The 17,835-nt window shown below is 30.7% G+C and carries 14 protein-coding genes; 1 reads left to right on the top strand and 13 read right to left on the bottom strand.

Going from position 1 to position 17,835, the window contains the following annotated elements; genetic code table 11:
- The 8 genes from RSB60_RS07070 to RSB60_RS07105 form a co-directional block, all read right to left on the bottom strand.
- A partial coding sequence (locus RSB60_RS07070) for a hypothetical protein (protein WP_332615386.1) occupies positions 1 to 683 on the bottom strand: 683 nt, incomplete at its 3' end.
- 175 nt (positions 684 to 858) lie between these two features.
- On the bottom strand, positions 859 to 2,025 hold the full coding sequence (glf, locus tag RSB60_RS07075; RefSeq protein ID WP_332615388.1) for a UDP-galactopyranose mutase: 1,167 nt from the start codon (positions 2,023 to 2,025) through the stop codon (positions 859 to 861).
- The gene (gene rfbB, locus RSB60_RS07080) at positions 2,026 to 3,045 is read right to left on the bottom strand and encodes a dTDP-glucose 4,6-dehydratase (RefSeq protein ID WP_332615390.1); all 1,020 of its coding nucleotides are present in this window, start codon (positions 3,043 to 3,045) and stop codon (positions 2,026 to 2,028) included. It abuts the gene before it with no gap.
- Positions 3,042 to 3,926 (bottom strand): NAD-dependent epimerase/dehydratase family protein, encoded by an 885-nt coding sequence (locus RSB60_RS07085; protein ID WP_332615392.1) that lies wholly within the window; start codon positions 3,924 to 3,926, stop codon positions 3,042 to 3,044. Before RSB60_RS07085 ends, rfbB begins: the two co-directional genes overlap by 4 nt.
- Before the next feature lie 12 nt (positions 3,927 to 3,938).
- Positions 3,939 to 4,829, bottom strand: a complete 891-nt coding sequence (gene rfbA / locus RSB60_RS07090) for a glucose-1-phosphate thymidylyltransferase RfbA (RefSeq protein WP_332615394.1) — start codon at positions 4,827 to 4,829, stop codon at positions 3,939 to 3,941.
- A 104-nt stretch (positions 4,830 to 4,933) separates the two neighbouring features.
- Positions 4,934 to 7,309 (bottom strand): LCP family glycopolymer transferase, encoded by a 2,376-nt coding sequence (locus RSB60_RS07095; protein ID WP_332615396.1) that lies wholly within the window; start codon positions 7,307 to 7,309, stop codon positions 4,934 to 4,936.
- Positions 7,310 to 7,321: 12 nt separating this feature from the next.
- Positions 7,322 to 7,993, bottom strand: a complete 672-nt coding sequence (locus RSB60_RS07100) for a hypothetical protein (protein WP_332615398.1) — start codon at positions 7,991 to 7,993, stop codon at positions 7,322 to 7,324.
- Between the two features lie 14 nt (positions 7,994 to 8,007).
- Complete coding sequence (locus RSB60_RS07105) at positions 8,008 to 8,937, bottom strand: glycosyltransferase family 2 protein (RefSeq protein ID WP_442879298.1); 930 nt, start codon at positions 8,935 to 8,937, stop codon at positions 8,008 to 8,010.
- Positions 8,938 to 9,065: 128 nt separating this feature from the next.
- On the opposite strand from RSB60_RS07105, the gene RSB60_RS07110 reads away from it, so the two are divergent.
- A complete protein-coding gene (locus RSB60_RS07110) occupies positions 9,066 to 11,393 on the top strand; it encodes a YfhO family protein (protein ID WP_332615400.1) in 2,328 nt (775 codons plus the stop codon).
- On the opposite strand, the gene RSB60_RS07115 is transcribed toward RSB60_RS07110, so the two are convergent.
- The 5 genes from RSB60_RS07115 to RSB60_RS07135 all read right to left on the bottom strand — a co-directional run.
- Positions 11,390 to 13,243 (bottom strand): hypothetical protein, encoded by a 1,854-nt coding sequence (locus tag RSB60_RS07115; protein ID WP_332615402.1) that lies wholly within the window; start codon positions 13,241 to 13,243, stop codon positions 11,390 to 11,392. The two genes, RSB60_RS07110 and RSB60_RS07115, sit on opposite strands and share 4 nt — an antisense overlap.
- Before the next feature lie 12 nt (positions 13,244 to 13,255).
- Entirely contained in the window at positions 13,256 to 14,227 is a 972-nt protein-coding gene (locus tag RSB60_RS07120) for a glycosyltransferase (RefSeq protein ID WP_332615404.1), read from the bottom strand.
- Positions 14,228 to 14,229: 2 nt separating this feature from the next.
- Positions 14,230 to 15,816: an O-antigen ligase family protein gene (locus tag RSB60_RS07125; protein ID WP_332615405.1), complete on the bottom strand. Its 1,587-nt coding sequence runs from the start codon at positions 15,814 to 15,816 to the stop codon at positions 14,230 to 14,232.
- A gap of 36 nt (positions 15,817 to 15,852) precedes the next feature.
- Positions 15,853 to 17,013: a glycosyltransferase gene (locus RSB60_RS07130; protein ID WP_332615407.1), complete on the bottom strand. Its 1,161-nt coding sequence runs from the start codon at positions 17,011 to 17,013 to the stop codon at positions 15,853 to 15,855.
- On the bottom strand, positions 17,003 to 17,835 hold an 833-nt coding region (locus RSB60_RS07135), incomplete at its 5' end, for a glycosyltransferase family 2 protein (RefSeq protein WP_332615409.1). The genes RSB60_RS07130 and RSB60_RS07135, both read right to left, overlap by 11 nt.

Here is a 17,835-nt window from a genome sequence, read left to right on the forward strand (position 1 = left end):
TAAGCCTTTGATGATCCTTTATTAATTAACATATATTGCCCAGCCGGCATATCTACACCAATTTTATACATTCCACTTGAATATTCATTAGTTGTTTGAGGTTCTGGTGTTGGAGTAGCTATTGCTGAAGCACTATTTCCATCATTTTTTGATGAAGTAGTATTATTCATAAGTGCTAGGAGTCTTTCATCAACACCTTCGCCGCTAAACAAGAAATTTCTAAATTCATTATAAGTTACACCAATTTTAGTTAACCACTCACCAAAATCAGCTTTTCCAGTCTCAACAAGGGCTTTGGCTTCATCACTACATTCACCATTTTTTGCAAGGTATTTATCATCTTTAAAATTATACGCACATACTACTTGATCATCTTTAAACCCTACAATTCCTTCATTAGTGCTTGTTACTAATATTTTAACAGTACCTTTTGCTGTAGAATTTTCAATTATCGTCGCTAATTTTCCATTCTCATCAGGAACTGAAACAAATTCTGTTCCTAGTTTTTCACTTACAAAACTAAATGAATCCAACTCATACACAAAACCATTCTCTTCCAAAACTTTCAATATCTCTTTTGGCTCTCTTCCTGCTGAATTCTCAAATGGATCTTTCTTCCCAGATGAAGAGCATCCAGTAAGTAATAAAAACGAAACAAGTAAACCTAAAATAATTTTTCTCATATTATTCTAATCTCCCTTTTTAATATAATACCTCATTAGTAATTTTTTTAAAAGTACTAGTTATATTCTTTATAGAAATATTTTTTTTATAAATTATTAACAACATTTTGATTCATCTAACTTCAAAATTATAGTAATCATTATAAAAGTTGAACATCAAGTTCAACTTTCATTTTTATTTAATCTTATTATAAATCATTAATGCTCTTGCAACAATTTGATCCATATTATAGTACTTATAATCAGCCAAACGTCCTAATAAGTGCAAGTTAGAAATATCCTTAATTTTATCGCAATAAGATTCATATTTCTTTTTATCTTCTTCAGTGAAAATTGGATAATACGGAATATTTCCCCTATCACTATGGCGATTGTAAGCTAATGGATATTCAACTGCAATTGTTGTTTTATCACTTGGATAAGTATCCATTAATAATTTATATTCCGTGATTCGTGTAAAACCATTAATTTCAGCAGGTGTAGGATAATTGACTGTAGCTGCTTCTTGATAAGTACCCTTATGACTTTGTTTGTCAAAATCTAAACTACGATATGATAAATCGCCAAATTGGTAATTCAACAAATCATCCACAGCACCTGTAAATATAACAGGCCCTGTAAATTCTTCTTCATCATAGAATACTTTGTTACACTCTAAATCAACATGTACATGTTCATGTGCATCTGTATTTAACATAATTTCAATTTTTTCTGATGCAAGCATATTTTCAAAGATAGCTGTATAACCGTTTTTTGGCATGCATTGATATTTATCTTGAAAATAACGATCATCTCTTCCGACAAGTACTGGCACACGAGCAGTAACACCTGGATCAATTTCTTCTGGAGTTAATCCCCATTGTTTCATCGTATAGTATTTAAATACATTTTCATAAATGAAATCCGCAAGTTCTTTAACTTCTTCATTTTCGTTTTCTTTTAAACGAAGTATAGGAACTTTAGTATCCATTCCGTATGCTTCGACTAAAGCTTCTTTTAATCTTTCAGCTTTTTCTGTGTCAAAACATTTCTCGATGCTTGTAAGGTTAAAAGGAATTGGAACTTTTTTTCCTTCTATTACCCCTAATACGCGATGCTCATAAGGATACCATTCTGTGAATTTAGATAAATAATCTACAACGTCCTTACTGTTTGTATGGAAAATATGAGGACCATATTCATGGTAACGAACACCATTGTCATCAATATAATCAAACATATTTCCACCAATATGGTTTCTTTTTTCAATAACTAATACATTTTTATTAGAGTCATTTGCATATCTTTCCGCAATTACAGCCCCTGCAAATCCTGCTCCAACGATAATTACATCTGGTTTCATTTAGCGTCCCTCATACATTTTCTTGTAGTAGTTTTGGTATTCACCATTGATAATATTTTTCCACCATGATTCATTATCTAAATACCATTTTATTGTTTGTTGGATACCTGTATCAAAATTATACATTGGTTTCCATCCTAATTCAGTTTCAATTTTTGTAGGATCAATCGCATAGCGCAAATCATGTCCTTTACGATCAGTAACATAATTAATTAAGCTTTCTGGTTTGTTCAAAGCTTCTAATATAGTTTTAACAACTTGTAAATTTGTACGTTCATTATGCCCGCCAATATTATAAACTTCACCAACTCTACCCTTACGAACTACTAAATCAATAGCACTGCAATGATCATATACATGCAACCAATCACGAACATTTTCCCCTTTACCATATACCGGTAAAGATTCATTCGCAAGCGCTCTAGATATCATAAGTGGGATTAGTTTTTCAGGAAAATGATAAGGTCCATAGTTATTTGAGCAACGACTAATCGTTACAGGTAAGCCATAAGTACGGTAATATGCAAGCACTAATAAATCAGCTGAAGCCTTGCTACTTGAATAAGGACTTGATGTATGAATTGGTGTTTCCTCTGTAAAAAACAAGTCTGGTCTGTCTAGTGGTAAATCACCGTAGACTTCATCAGTAGAAACTTGATGATATCGTTGAATTCCATATTTACGACACGCATCCATCAATACTTGCGTTCCCATAATATTGGTTTGTAAAAATATTTCTGGTTCTTCAATACTACGGTCCACATGGCTTTCGGCAGCAAAATTCACGATAATATCAAATTTTTCTTTTTCGAATAAATCATAAATAAATTTTCTATCCGCAATATCACCTTTTACAAATTTAAATTTTGGATTTTTCATTGCTTCTTCAAGTGTTTCTAAGTTTCCAGCATAAGTCAAAGCATCTAGACAAACAATTTCATCTTCTGGATGTTTTTCTAATTCATAATAAACAAAATTACTGCCAATAAATCCAGCACCGCCAGTTACACATATCTTCATACTAATTCCTCCTGAATTCTTTGAATTTCTTTTTTGATTCCTTCACTTAATGATACTTTAGGTTCAAAACCTGTGAGTTGTTTTAATTTCGTAATATCCAACACAATTGATTCTACAATTGGAACATCACTTGGTATAGTTTTAATTTTAGTTTTTAATTGCGTATCCTTTTCCACTTCATTAAAAATGTCTTGTAGACTTGTTCCTGTTCCTGATCCCACATTGACTATTTGATTAATAATGTTATTTTCAATACATAAATGAACTGCATTGGCAAAATCGTCGATATAAATATAATCACGTATTGTATGCGGTGTCCCCCACAATTCAAATTCTTCATTCTTTAATGTTCGCTCAATATAAATTGGTATAACCCCTTGTTTTTTATCAGTAACTTGATATCCACCATAAGGGTTAGTTAACCGAAGCACTACAAAATTCAGTCCTGAGTTTATCAGTAATTGTTCAATTAGCGCTTTACTTTTTGCATAAAGTGTCCTTGGATGAATTTCATGATTTTCTGATATAGGGTTTGAACTATTCCCATAAATTGTTCCACCACTTGATAAAAAATAATATTTTTTGATTTTATATTTTTTAAGTTTACCAAACATTTTTTCATACAAATTTGAAATTTGAAGTAATTTCTCATCTTCATTATCTGAAATTGCGTTATTTGAAAGAACTGAAATTGAATCAAATACTATTGCGTCTTCAAATGTATCATCAAATTCATCATTAAACGCATCCAAATAAGTAAACTTGTTAGATAACTTTGTGTATGGACTATCCAATCCAATTACTTGAACATCGTAATACTTACTTAATTGTTCTGATAAATTGTAACCAAGATAACCACATCCTAGGAATATTAATTTCATATTTCTCCAATCTTATTTGTTGTATGTTGTTTTCATCGAACCTGCTGCTACAAATCTCAAATAATCACCATACGTACTTTTACCATAATTTTCTGCCGCTTTCAATAATTCTTCCTTATCAATCCATCTATTATAATAAGCAATTTCTTCAGGAACAGAAATTTTGATTCCTTGAATCTCTTCAATTGTTTTAACATAATTGGTGGCTTGTGATAATGAGTCGATTGTTCCGGTATCTAACCACGCAAATCCACGTCCAAACATTACACAGTCAATTTCTCCGTTAGTTAAATAAATTTTATTCAAGTCTGTAATTTCATATTCTCCACGTGCAGAAGGTTTTAAATTTTTTGCATATTCAACAACACGATTATCATAGAAATATAAACCTACAACTGCATAGTTACTTTTTGGACTTGTTGGTTTTTCTTCCAAACTCAATACTTTTCCATTTTCATCAAACTCAGCTACACCAAATCTTTCTGGGTCATGTACATATTGTCCAAAAATTGTTGCACGTCCTTTATTATCAACAGCTTTCTTCAACATTGCTCCAAATTGATTACCATAGAATATGTTATCTCCGAGAACCATGCAAACATCGTCATCACCAATAAACTCTTCACCTAATACAAATGCTTGTGCAAGACCATTAGGAACTTCTTGAACTTTATAGGATAAATTAATTCCAAATTGAGAACCATCGCCTAATAGTTTTTCAAAATTAGGCAAATCAGATGGTGTAGAAATAATCAGTATATCCCTAATTCCTGCCAACATTAATGTGCTTAAAGGATAATAAACCATGGGTTTATCATAAATTGGTAATAATTGTTTAGATGTTACTTTAGTCAGTGGGTACAAGCGTGTACCACTACCTCCTGCAAGAATAATCCCTTTCATAGAATTTCCTCCATTTTTACTAATTTATTGTACCATGTTTAATAAATTTTAAAAACCCAAGAAATAAATTTACTTGGGTTTGTTTTGTGGTATAAATACCTACTTTATGGTGTGACAGTTTCAGGAGTTGGTGTTGATTCAGGAGTTGGCGTTGATTCTGGCGTTGGTGTTGGTGTTGGCGTTGGCGTTGGTGTTGGCGTTGGCGTTGGTGTTGGCGTTGGCGTTGGTGTTGGTGTCGGTGTCGGTGTTGGTGTTGGTGTTGGTGTTGGTGTTGGTGTTGGTGTCGGCGTTCCTCCACCAGTTTTCTTATACAACACTTCTATTGTTGCATCATTATTAGGCATTGTACCAGTATAGGTTGCATTTACAATTGTATATCCAGTAATAACTGGACTAGTAACTGTATATGGTTGTCCACCAATTACTTTCATTGTTGTTGCGCCTTGAATCTCAGCTTTAGTATCTGCATCTACGTACTTAACAGTCAACGTAAATTCTGTACCTGTTGTTGCCACACAAGTATTTTTATTCTTATCGTACTTTTGAGTAGTGTCGGTACATACACAGTTTGGATATTCTCCTGTTGAATTTGCTGGGCACTTAGTAACTACATTCTTTTGTATAACCTTTATATTAATTTGTGTAAATGCACTTGCTGCTGTTCCTGCTGGAACATCTTGCCAGATAATTGTTCCATCTGCTAGATTTCCATCATAACCTTCCATACCTTCTGTAACATATTGAATATTTACAGCAATACCAAATGATTTAGCCCATGCAGTTAATTTACCAACAGTTGTATAAGCAGGTAAATTATCTGGAATTTCTGCAACGATAACTTTTTCTGCATATGTTTCATTTGATAATGTAGGTGGATAGAATTCCCATGTAGCTTCCCATTTAACTGACTTTGGCGCATCAATCTTGCTGTTTAAATCAATATTACGAGTAATACCTGCACGAGTATCTTTTAATGAACCTTCATATAAACGATAAATATAAATATTTTGTTGTAACCCTTCATTCCATAATCCAGAGTTATATCCAGTAATACGTGATCCCACAATATCGAAAATCTTTTCTGGATGTTCTTGGTCAAATGAACGATTTACTTTTCCCATTGAATAATTGAATAATGAAATTAATTGATCAATAGACATATTTGTTGATACATTATCACCAGCTGCGTCTAACATATCCAACGCTTTATTCAAATCACGAAGTCGCATTACTTTTGTTAGAATTGCTTCAATAACTTGTTGTTGATTAGCTTGACGTTGGAAATCACCCGTTGCATAAAGTTTTCTTTCACGTGCAAAAGCCAATGCTTGTTCACCATTTAATGGTACATTTTCTCCTGCAGGAATCCAAACTGTTTTATGCCCACGTTCAGAAGAAGAGTTTTGTCCTACAAATTCGTATGGATTGTTTACAACAATTCCACCGATTGCATCTACCATATCAACAATACCTTTAAAATTACTTTCAAAATAATAGTCAATAGAAATACCTGTTAGTTGTTCAACAGTATCAATGGCACATTGTCTAGAACGTCCACGTGCTGAGTTAATTTTACTTGAACCACTTGAACATGCAATTGGCACATAACTATCACGAGCAATTGATGTCAATGTTACTCTCATACTTATTGGATTAAATGAAGCAATCATCATTGCATCTGATAATCCTTCAGCAGTCCCCATAATAAGTACTGTAAAAGGTTCTGTTGTTAAATCTTTATCACTACCTTTTTCTACATTCACTTCTACTACTTTAGAGAATGTATCAACAGCTTTTGTATTAACTAAATATTCATCAAATCCATCATTGACACCTAATTGTGCTTCATAGTTGCCTGGAAGTGCAGCAATGTCTACTTCACCTGCAAATAATCCTTGGGCAAGGGTAATGTAATCTTCATATTCTGTTGTTGTAACAGTAACATTTTCAGATTTTAATTTTTCTAAAGCTAATTTCTCATAGTTACTATCTTTAACAACACCCAATGTTTTCCCATTCATTTCTGCAATTGAATTAATTGAAAATTGTTGATTCGCATCAAAAATAACTAAACTTGTATCTACAGTTTCGTTAATTGTTCCAGTTTGAGTAATCTTATTTACATTTTTATTAATACGTCCTGTGACATAAGTACCAAATCCACCTAGTAGTAAACAGATTACTAGAAAAGCAGCACCTATGTTCAAATATTTTTTCCGTTTTGTTCTTACCAACATGAATATTGTTAAATTCATAAACAATAAGATAAACAAAATAACAATATTGATGATAATAAAGATTGGTTTGCTTAGTGTACTATATCGAACCACACTTAACAATGTCCACCATACTAATCCATTTGCAATCAAAGTTAAAGCAGTAAGGACTATATTTAATGCTGTTATATCTTGTTTAATTCTTCCATTTTTCTTTTTAACAGGAGGTCTATTTGAAACTGTATTTTTTCTATTTTTAGTCATATCGTTCCTCCTTTAATCGTAATTATCATACATACGTACGATTTCAAAACGTCCATTATTATCTGCGACAGTAAAATATCCTGTTTTTTGAAATTCATCTACATTAATTTTGCTCGATGATTTATAAGTCCATGTTGCTTCCACATAATATGCTTTTAAAACTTGATCACCAATTACATAGTCAGCAGCATAATCTACTTTAGTTTCAATGGAATCAACTTCTAATAAATTTTCACGACCATATTGTGTAATGTATAAATCTAAGTCTTTATAAAAGCCCCATCTTGACTCTTCGGCAAATGTCGTATATTTGGGTCCATAAATATATTGAACTCCACCAACTTCATAGTTTCCATCTTTGTTTGTCCAAGTATAATACTCTGCAATAAAATTGCGTACAACTGCATCAGCGATTTTCAAATCATCGCCTTCTTTTAAAGCTGCAGTGAGTGCCTTGAAGTTTTCTTTATTTAATTCTGTTGGATTATTGCCTATTGTATAGTAGTCATTCTTCATTGAACTTCCTGAACCAAGGTCAACAGTTGTTCCTGAACCGCCGCCTTTTTTAGTAGCTACACTAAAAATGTTATATCCAAACAACAAAGTAATAACTATTGATATCACCATGATTCCTAACAGTAGGTAACCATTAATGGCTTGGTTGCCTTTTTTACTTTTTGACATAGTTTTCCTCCACTCTACTCATAAATCTTTCTTACAATATAATTAGGACGTCTTTTAACTTCCATATATGTTTTTGATAAATATTCACCTATTATACCTAATGCTATTAGTTGAATTCCGCCTAAGAATAACATAATCGTAACCATGCTAGGCCATCCACTTACTGGATCACCAAAGAGTGCAGCACGAACCATTACAAATATCATTGATGCAAAAGCAAAAAATGAAATAAATAATCCAAAGAACGTAGCAATACGCAACGGTGCTACAGTAAATGCAATAATACCTTCAATTGCATATACTAATAATTTCCAAAATGACCAACTTGTTTCTCCCGCAACTCTTTCAACATTTTCATATTCTAAATATTCTGTTTTAAATCCAACCCAAGAGAAAATTCCTTTTGAAAATCGATGATACTCTTTTAAACGTAAGATTTCATCAACAACTTGTCTTGTCATTAAACGATAATCTCTTGCACCATCAACAATTTCTACATCTGAGAATTTATTAATAAGTTTATAAAATTGACGTGCAAAGAATGATCTAATTGGAGGCTCACCTTTTCGTGAAACTCGACGTGTACCTACAATATCAACCCCTTTATCTTTCATTGTCTTAAACATAACAGGCAAAAAAGATGGTGGATCTTGCAAATCCGCGTCCATCACAGTGATATAGTCTCCTTTTGCATATTCAAGGCCGGCTAACAAACCGCCTTCTTTACCAAAATTTCTGCTAAAATCAATTACTTTAACAATATCTTTATGTGCTTCATATAGTTTTAAGCATTCTTCAAGAGTACTATCTTTTGAACCATCATTCACAAAGATAATTTCATATTTCGTACCCATTTTCTCAACAACTTGAGATGTTGCCTCATAAAAAAGTGAAACAGTTTCTTTTTCATTATAGCAAGGTACTACAATTGATAACATTTTCATGGTATCCCTCCATAACATCAATATTATACGATAATCATAACTAAAAGTATACTTCCTAATATTTTCTTAAGAATTGCTTTATGTGAACTCTTTTATGGATTATTATAGTAATGAAAAGGATTAACATCATGAAAAATAGCCTAAAATTAAAGCAAAACATTATTTTGTTTGTAGTTTTTACAATTATCATTTTCGTTTTATTCAACCCGTATTCCTTTAATTTAATAAAATCACTTATTACAGGAAGCCCATTAAACTTAGATCAACTTTACATCATTCAAGATGACTGGATTCAACAAGGTATTCCTTTCTATAAAGAGTTTTTCAATCTCTTAGATAGTGGCAAACTCGCTTGGAGTTGGAATTTGTTTCTAGGTAATGATTTTTTTACTTCCAAGGCTGTATTGTATATGACAAGTGATATCTTTGCATATTTGGGATATTTAATTAATAAATTCATAAATTTTGTTCCCAATACATTATTTATTTTAACACTATTTAAGTGTTATCTGTCTGGTTTTACATTCTTTTATTTTTTGAAAAGCTTTAAATTAAAATATACAACTAAGTTACTTTTCTCCTCATTATTTATCGCAACTGGCTGGTCACTTATTTTCTTGGAACATCCTATATTTCTAAGTTTTTATTGTTTAACTCCTCTATTAATGGCAGGCATTGAAAATGTATTACAAAGAAATAAATTTTCATTACTCGTTATTGTTGCAGCATTACTTATTGCTATGAATTACTATCTAGCATGGACTATGTGTATTTATATTTTGATTTATTGGTGTATTCGCTATTTCATGATTCATGAATACAATATAAAAGCTTTCTTCCAGTTATCATTTAAAACACTAGGGGCATTTATTATAGGTGTACTTATTGCCGCCATTGTCTGGGTACCATCATTAATGTACATGATAAATAGTCCTCGCCTTGTTACTGAAGGTATTGCATCCTATACTACTTGGGGTACTACCAATATTCTTGCAATAATTATGAATTTCTTTATTCCGGTTACTAAATTTGACAATCTTCTCTATCATGACATGTGGTATTACTTTTACCAGATTGGAATTTACAGTGGAATATTACCTCTATTATTAATACCTCAATATTTTAAACAAAAGTTTTCTAAAAAAGAAAAACAACTATTCGCAACATTACTTATCTTAACTTTATTCACATTGATATCACCATTCATTGGAAAAATTTTTCAATTCACATATAGTCTTCGCTATACTATTATCTTTAATTTCACACTGCTAATTATTGCGGCAATTGTATTCAACAATCTTAAAAAAGTTAATGTAAAACTCTTATTATTCACAGAATTCGTTATTTTACTAATAATTTTTTTCTTGAGTGTTATATTGCCATCTCTAAATAATTTAGATTTGAAAATGTATCCAGAAATTAAAATGTTATTTATGGCAGCAATGTTTTCAATAATCTACACAGTACTCTTGATATTATTTAATTCTAAGAAAAATGTTATTTATCTTTTAGGGTTATTCGCTATCGCAGAAATGTTATATCAAGGCAATCAAGCCATTATCTCTTATAGTAAAAATGAAATTATAAAAGCAACTTATATTTCAAATGCCGCAGCCGTTGAATCCACTTATAAGTTGCTAAAAGAATTAGATCCGTCATTTTATAGAATCAATATTCAGGTTGATGAAACAATTCCTGAAGTAGACACTACAAATTTCGGATTATATTATAATATTCCAACACTAAAAACTTATGACTCATTATATAATTATTATAGTTACGATTTTCTAAAATATACTCGTCAGTATCCTGAAATCAACTGGATATTTCACTTTGATGATTTCACAATATATGATAATTTAGTTGTAAAATATTCTATTGTCTCTACAGATGTTGATCTTGATTCCTACTATTATAGCGGAGAAGAAGTATTTATTGAAGGTATTCCTGACGGCTATAAAGTATTCAAATATGATGGTGACTTCGCTATGGCAAAAACATATAGCTCTTTCATTGGCACAAATGAAATGCTAGCATTGTCTGAAGATGATAACATTTATCTTCATGAATTAGCAAATATACTTACAAATAATTTAGTAGTCGATGATAAACTCTTAAATTCATTATCTTCAAAATATAGTCAAGTGCCTAAACAATTTTTCAATCCAACTGATTTTACGAATAATTCTATTTCCTTCAATATTAATCTAGTGGAAGATGCAATTGTATACTTTAGTATCCCATATAGTGATGGATGGAAAATAACAAGCAATAATACTTCCGTTACACCACAATTGGTTAATGGTGGTTTTATTGGTTTGGAACTTAAAAAAGGTGCAAATGAAATTCATTTCAATTACACCATTCCTTACTTCAATATTGGTTTAATAATCAGTGGAATCGGACTAACCCTAGGTGGTCTATTATTAATTAAAAAATTATATAAGAAACACTAATTTACAGGAACAAGTTGAACTTGTTCTTGTTTTTTTACTATTTTAAATAATCTTGAAAAGTCTATATCTGATTCATCGAGATAGCTACTTAACAATTTATTTCCTTCATCATCATACATATATAAGTAAAAATAATCGTACTGACTTAACAATTCATCGAATTCTTTTTGGCTGAATTCAACTGAATAAATATCATCTTGATATTTTGGTTTACCAAAAGAATAGGCACTCATTTCTATTGGCATCAAATAATATCCCAAAATATAGTGATGAATAGCTTTCTCACCCTGTTCCATCATTAACACTTTATCACCTGGTCTAATATGTTGTTTAAGCATCTCTGCATATTGCATTAATCCATCACCCCAAGAGTAATATGTTGTAGAAGGTTTTAATCGATTATAATCCGTAGTTGAAATAAATAGAATCAAGACAAGCACTATACTTCCCACACTTTTCCAACTTACTTTAAAATCTTCAAAAATTGTATAGATAATTAATAAGATTCCTGCAAAGATATATGTTGCCATATACCTTTCAAACGAAGCAAGTATTGGTCCTTCATAGGGACCAAACGCAAAGACATATAACATCAGCATTCCAAAGGCATATCCTATTGCACCCAAATCAAATACTATCATCTTCATAAATGTTGATTTGCGATTGTTTTTGAATATATACGATATTCCAAATAAGAATATGTTTATTAAAATGATTGAAAATACATAAGAAAGTTTGAATGGTTGATAAAACATTGTTCTTGTAAACAGCGCTTCAATAAATGTTTGTGCTGTTTCAACTTGCCATGGCTCACCAATCGTTCCCTTAACAATACCAAATATGTCAAATACTTTTAAATCACCATAAGAGAATTGACCAATTAGTGCGCCATTTACATTGGAAAGACTAATGATAAATTTCCAACTTAAATAGAATAAAACTGGAATGCTTATTGTCATTAAAAATGTCATTCCTATTTTTTTCAAATTAATGTTTTTATAATTTGAAATTACTTTAATTATAATCGCAAAAATAATTAATCCATAAAATGCTAATCCTATTTGTTTCAACAAAATTAGGAACGCACACAACAAACTTAACAGAAAACTATTCTTAATTGTTAATTCATGACTAAACACAAAATAAATTGAATAACCAAATATGATTCCAATCAATGAATCAACATAAATTGAATTGTAATAGAATAAACTCAAATCTGGTAAAACAAGAATTACAGTAAATAAGATAAATACACTTAATACTATATTTAGCCAATTTTCTTTACTCAACTTTATTTTTGTAAATAAAATCAAAAGAAAACTCATTTCAAGAAATTGCATAGCACGTATACAATAGGCTTCATTATAACCACCTGACAAAAAACACCAAATTGTTTCATATAGTGAAGCTATTGGTGGATAGTCTTTATGTGCAAAAATAAATGATTTATCAAAACTATAGAATTGATCAAAATTAACATTATATTTAACCATTGAACCCCAATGCATATAATCGTCCCAATGATTAAAACCTCTAACCCAATTCATACCTACAACTAGAAAATAAACAACTATTGTTATTACAAATCCTGTTGTAAATATATTTTGAAAGGGTATATTCCATTTTTTATTTTTACAATATTCACCGATTTTGTATAGAATGTAAAATAGTATAATGCCTATTGTCAAATAAAATCCTAGTTTAAGTGAACCTACTAATCCTCCAAGATACATAATTAATGCTGCACTAATTAAAGAGAATGGTAACATTTTTTCGAATTTTTCATTGAATACATCTACAAAAACAGTATTCCATAAAATAATATAAAGAAGAACAACTATTATACTCATAAATTCCCTCACTTAGATATTATCTGTTTTAAAATTTCTAAAAATCCAAGCAAATATCATAATGTTCCATCTTCTAACCATTTTGAAATATTTGTTTTTCATCCCACCTAAGTCATTTAGATAGTGATTTTTACTCCAATTTGGAAATTCTTGATTTAACAAATTCCATCCCAATAAAATAGTATCTTTACGATCATCTTTATCTTTTATTCTAGAACTCCGCAAAAAACTATTTCCAAGAAAAAATTTAATATGCAAATATTCTAATTCATCATAATATTCTTCATATAGACTGTTTGTCTTAAAATAGTCCACAATAATCTTAAACACTGTAATCATGTTTTTAACTTGAACATTATTTGTATGCGTAATACTAGCACCATGCTGCACGTAAGACACAAATGCTTCATCTATGAAAGCCAGTTTGTTAATATGTGGAGTTAAACAATATAAGAAACATGCATCTTCATAACGATTTCCTGTAGGAAATTCTAAGTCTAAACTTCTTACAAAATCTGTCTTATAGATTTTATTCCATAAAGTGGCAAATAATTTTACCATCATGTCTTTGCCTTGTTTATAAGGCCCTTCTAATTGTATTTTTTCACCATGTTGATTAACCCATTTGAAATTACTTACAACGACATCTGCATCTTCTTGTATAGCCTTATCATACATTTTTTCAAACATATCTAATGTTGTATAATCATCGCTATCTAAAAACCCGAAATATTCACCCGTTACTTTTTCAAGACCGTAATTTCGAACATCAGCAATACCTCCATTCGGTTTGATAAAGGATTTAACTTGTGGATATTTTGCAACATATCGATCAATAATTTCTTGACTGTTATCTGGTGAACTATCATTTATAACTAATATTTCCATGTTCAAAAGTGTTTGGTTGACTAAGCAATCCAAACACTTCTCTAAGTATTTTTCTACGTTATAAACAGGTACGATTATACTAACTGTTGGTCTCATATCTATTCACCTTTTTTATATGCTTCAACAATTTTATTTAATAAAATTGCTAATAATAGCGCCATAAATGTTGTAGTAATAAATTGATCTAAAGTATGTCCACTTGTATACGCTGTTGCTAGTGCTGCAACCAATGACATCGCATAAACAAAAATATCTAGTTTGAATAATTTCTTCCACTTTATAATAACTAGAATTGCTCCTCCAAGTACTGCAATTACCCATGGTATAGTTGTTAGGAAAGAGCCTAATGGACCTAATGTTAGCCATTGTTGTTTGAAGTCTTGTTCTAAGAGAATCGATCCATTCATGAATGTAGAATACCCTGCACCCCAAAATCTTTGACTACTATTTAATGTAGATAGTTTATAATTCATGAAATTTGTTTGAATTGTTCTTCCCCCGACGCGTTGTTCAAGTGGTAAGAATAAAACATCCACCCAATATTTAGGATCGTACTTATAGTTATACCAATCTAAATAATATTGCTTTGGAATTGAACTTGCGTATTTGGCTCTAATTCCATAATCTTCAAACATATAAATATAGAAATCATCAAATTCTTTTGTTCCAGGTATTAGTGCTTTTGCTTTATCTGAATCAAGTTCCTCACGTCCCTTATCTGCAGCACCATTTTCAGAAAGTGCTACATCGTTTATTGCATCGATGCTTTGATTAACGACTGCTGGTGTAAAATTCAAGATAGCACCAAATAATGCAGCCATACAAATTGTAAAAATTAATACACTTGTTTTAAATTTTTCGTTTTTAAGAATTAAACTACTAAATATATAAAGAATTAGGAAAGCAATTGGAATTAATACTGCACCATAAGTTGCAACACGCGTTGCAAGAATTTGCATTGATAAGCTATGAATCGCTATTAATATACCCACAGCAATTTTTTCTTTTTTATTTATTGCTTTTGAAAAGAAATAATAGAGAAGTGGAAGTAGCATAAACATTAAAATACCAATTGTATTACCTTCACTAAAGAAGAATTTACTTGCTAGTACACGTGGATGATAAATTTCATAGCCCCCTGTAAACCAGCTAATAAAACTTGCCATTGTATACCCTTCATATGTACTAATACCAAATACAAAGAGATCCCCAAAGAAAATAGGTAAGGCAATGATTGATGAAGTAACATAAGTAATCATCTTAATCATCTTTTCTGTGATTTTCATATGGTAAATACAATATGTTAAACCAAATGGTAATATTAAAGTTAAAATATATACCAACTCTTGATAAATTGAAAACTCAAAATTTGTCGTAAATCCCATAATCGAATATGCTGTTATGGCATTTTGGCAATGAAAGTAGAAATAAACAGCCAATACTACTCCATATAAACCACCCACAAGGAGTGTTTTCTTTTTATTCTTATCTTTTAAGAAGAAAGTCCAAACAATTAAGCCTGGAATAATCAAAAATCGCACTATTGTAGAAAATCTTGGTAATCCAAATTGATCAAGAAATCCATATATTAAATAATCCATATCAATGATAGGCTGTGCAATGATTAGCGCAATAATCGCGATACTTAGAACTTTTTCATTAAATAGTTTCGCTAGTTTGTTCATACTTCCTCCTTGAAATGACCTAGTCATTTAGTTATTTTACAATACTTCCATAAATTCTTGAAGTATCTTTTCATTTGGATAATGATATGCTTGCAAGTTTTCTTTCATTTTAGCTAATTTTTCAGGGTTTTTTATTGCCTCAACATAGCCAATATTTAATGCTTGTTGGTTATTTTCAACAATCCATCCATATTCTACTTCAGTTAACTGTTCTTGAATACCACTAACCTTCGTAGAGAGTACTGGAGTTCCTGAAATCAAACTTTCATTAACAATCGTTGCGAAACCCTCATATAGACTTGATAAAACAAATAAATCACAGGCTGCTATATCTGCATAAGGATTTAATTTATATCCTAGAAATAACACATTGGTTAGATTATTTTCTTTCACTATTGTTCGTAATCGTGGTTCTGTCTCGCCACCCCCAATCAAAAACAAGGAATGATTATAGCCTTTTTCTATTGCATATTTATGCGCATATAATAAGCGTTCTAAACTTTTTTGGGGATGGAATCGAGCAACTGCAATTACATTCAAATTATCTCTCTTAATGTTACTATCATGTGAATCTTTTGCATTTTGCTTAATTCTATCTACATCCATTAAATTGTGAATAGAGATACCTTTTTCTCTTTTAATTCCAAATACTTTTTCATATGCCTCTAATGCTTGTTTTGAATCGGCAATATTCAAGTCAATAAATTCAAGAGATTCTTTTACAATTTTCATATGCCTTTTTGAATAGTTGCATACACTATAATCTGTAAGCACCCAATTTATCTTTTTCTTGCTATCACCAAATGCAGTAAAAATTGTACAAAACCCTTCTTTTGCTGCAACTTCTACATCATAGGGTTTCTTTATAATTTTATTTCTTTCAATACCAATTTTTTTCTTAATTAATCCTGTCTTCATGTAAAATAATAATCTAATTTTGCTACATATCCTACCAATATCTAATCTTTTAATTAACTCCATCAACGGTTCATCAACCGTATTAAAAAAGGGAGTTCCCTCAATTACATGGACATAATCTGGAATCTCATCAAGTAACATTCCTCTTTTATGTAAAACTAAACAGTCAATTTCATACTTTTCAGTATCCAATTGACTCATTAATGTATTCAGAACACGGGCTACTCCACCCATTCTCATTTCATCATTTACGAATAAGATTCTTCGCTTATCTTTCATAAATCTTCATCACCAGTTTTACTTTCTTATATTCAAGCAACTTAAAAATAAGTTTCTTCTTCCATGGATAGTCTCTAATTGCACTATCGTGTTGATAGTTAGGATAGTATTTCTTCAAATTTTCCATATTTTCAATCAAATATTCTGGAACAATTGATTTATCGTCAAAATCTTTGATTCGAAGTGTAGTAAGGTCTAACCCATGTAAAATATAAAGATGATATAATTCTTCTATAATCACTTTCTCATTTCCATGATTTTCAACATAACGAATGCAATCATGAATTGCCTCATAAATTTCAAATATTTTCTTGCTTGCAGTATGTGCTATTGATCCAGAGCGTTGAAAGTATACATAAAATGGCTCATGCACCTTGGTCACACATTTTGCTTTATAAATCAAAATAGGGATTGTTGCCAAGTCCTCATAAAATTTTCCTACTGGAAATTTCACATCGTTAAACATTTCCGTTTTAAATAATTTGTTACATGCACTATTATTTATACGAATTAATGAAGGCATTTCTTTTATTGATGTCTTTTCAATTGATCCTCCTGATGCAAACGTTTTAGTTCCGTTGTCATATAGATATTCCATATCACAAACGCATATATCAGCTTGATCTTCAATCATTTGCTTTACCATCTTCTCAATCATTGTGGGCAAAATAAAATCATCACTATCGATAAAACAAACATAATCACCCGTAGCTTGTTTTAGTCCTGCATTACGTGCATCACTTAAGCCACCATTTTGCTTATCTATAATTATAACGCGATTATCTTGATTTTTATATTTGTTACAATATTGTAAGGAATTAT

Source organism: Anaerorhabdus sp., assembly GCF_036657415.1.
GTDB lineage: Bacteria > Bacillota_I > Bacilli_A > Erysipelotrichales > Erysipelotrichaceae > Anaerorhabdus.

Coding starts and splice junctions, on each gene's coding strand:
- RSB60_RS07130 (WP_332615407.1), bottom strand. CDS start 17,013: ATGAAAGATAAGCGAAGAATCTTATTCGTAAATGATGAAATGAGAATG.
- RSB60_RS07125 (WP_332615405.1), bottom strand. CDS start 15,816: ATGAACAAACTAGCGAAACTATTTAATGAAAAAGTTCTAAGTATCGCG.
- rfbA (WP_332615394.1), bottom strand. CDS start 4,829: ATGAAAGGGATTATTCTTGCAGGAGGTAGTGGTACACGCTTGTACCCA.
- rfbB (WP_332615390.1), bottom strand. CDS start 3,045: ATGAAGATATGTGTAACTGGCGGTGCTGGATTTATTGGCAGTAATTTT.
- RSB60_RS07100 (WP_332615398.1), bottom strand. CDS start 7,993: ATGTCAAAAAGTAAAAAAGGCAACCAAGCCATTAATGGTTACCTACTG.
- RSB60_RS07105 (WP_442879298.1), bottom strand. CDS start 8,937: ATGAAAATGTTATCAATTGTAGTACCTTGCTATAATGAAAAAGAAACT.
- glf (WP_332615388.1), bottom strand. CDS start 2,025: ATGAAACCAGATGTAATTATCGTTGGAGCAGGATTTGCAGGGGCTGTA.
- RSB60_RS07085 (WP_332615392.1), bottom strand. CDS start 3,926: ATGAAATTAATATTCCTAGGATGTGGTTATCTTGGTTACAATTTATCA.
- RSB60_RS07115 (WP_332615402.1), bottom strand. CDS start 13,243: ATGAGTATAATAGTTGTTCTTCTTTATATTATTTTATGGAATACTGTT.
- RSB60_RS07120 (WP_332615404.1), bottom strand. CDS start 14,227: ATGAGACCAACAGTTAGTATAATCGTACCTGTTTATAACGTAGAAAAA.
- RSB60_RS07110 (WP_332615400.1), top strand. CDS start 9,066: ATGAAAAATAGCCTAAAATTAAAGCAAAACATTATTTTGTTTGTAGTT.
- RSB60_RS07095 (WP_332615396.1), bottom strand. CDS start 7,309: ATGACTAAAAATAGAAAAAATACAGTTTCAAATAGACCTCCTGTTAAA.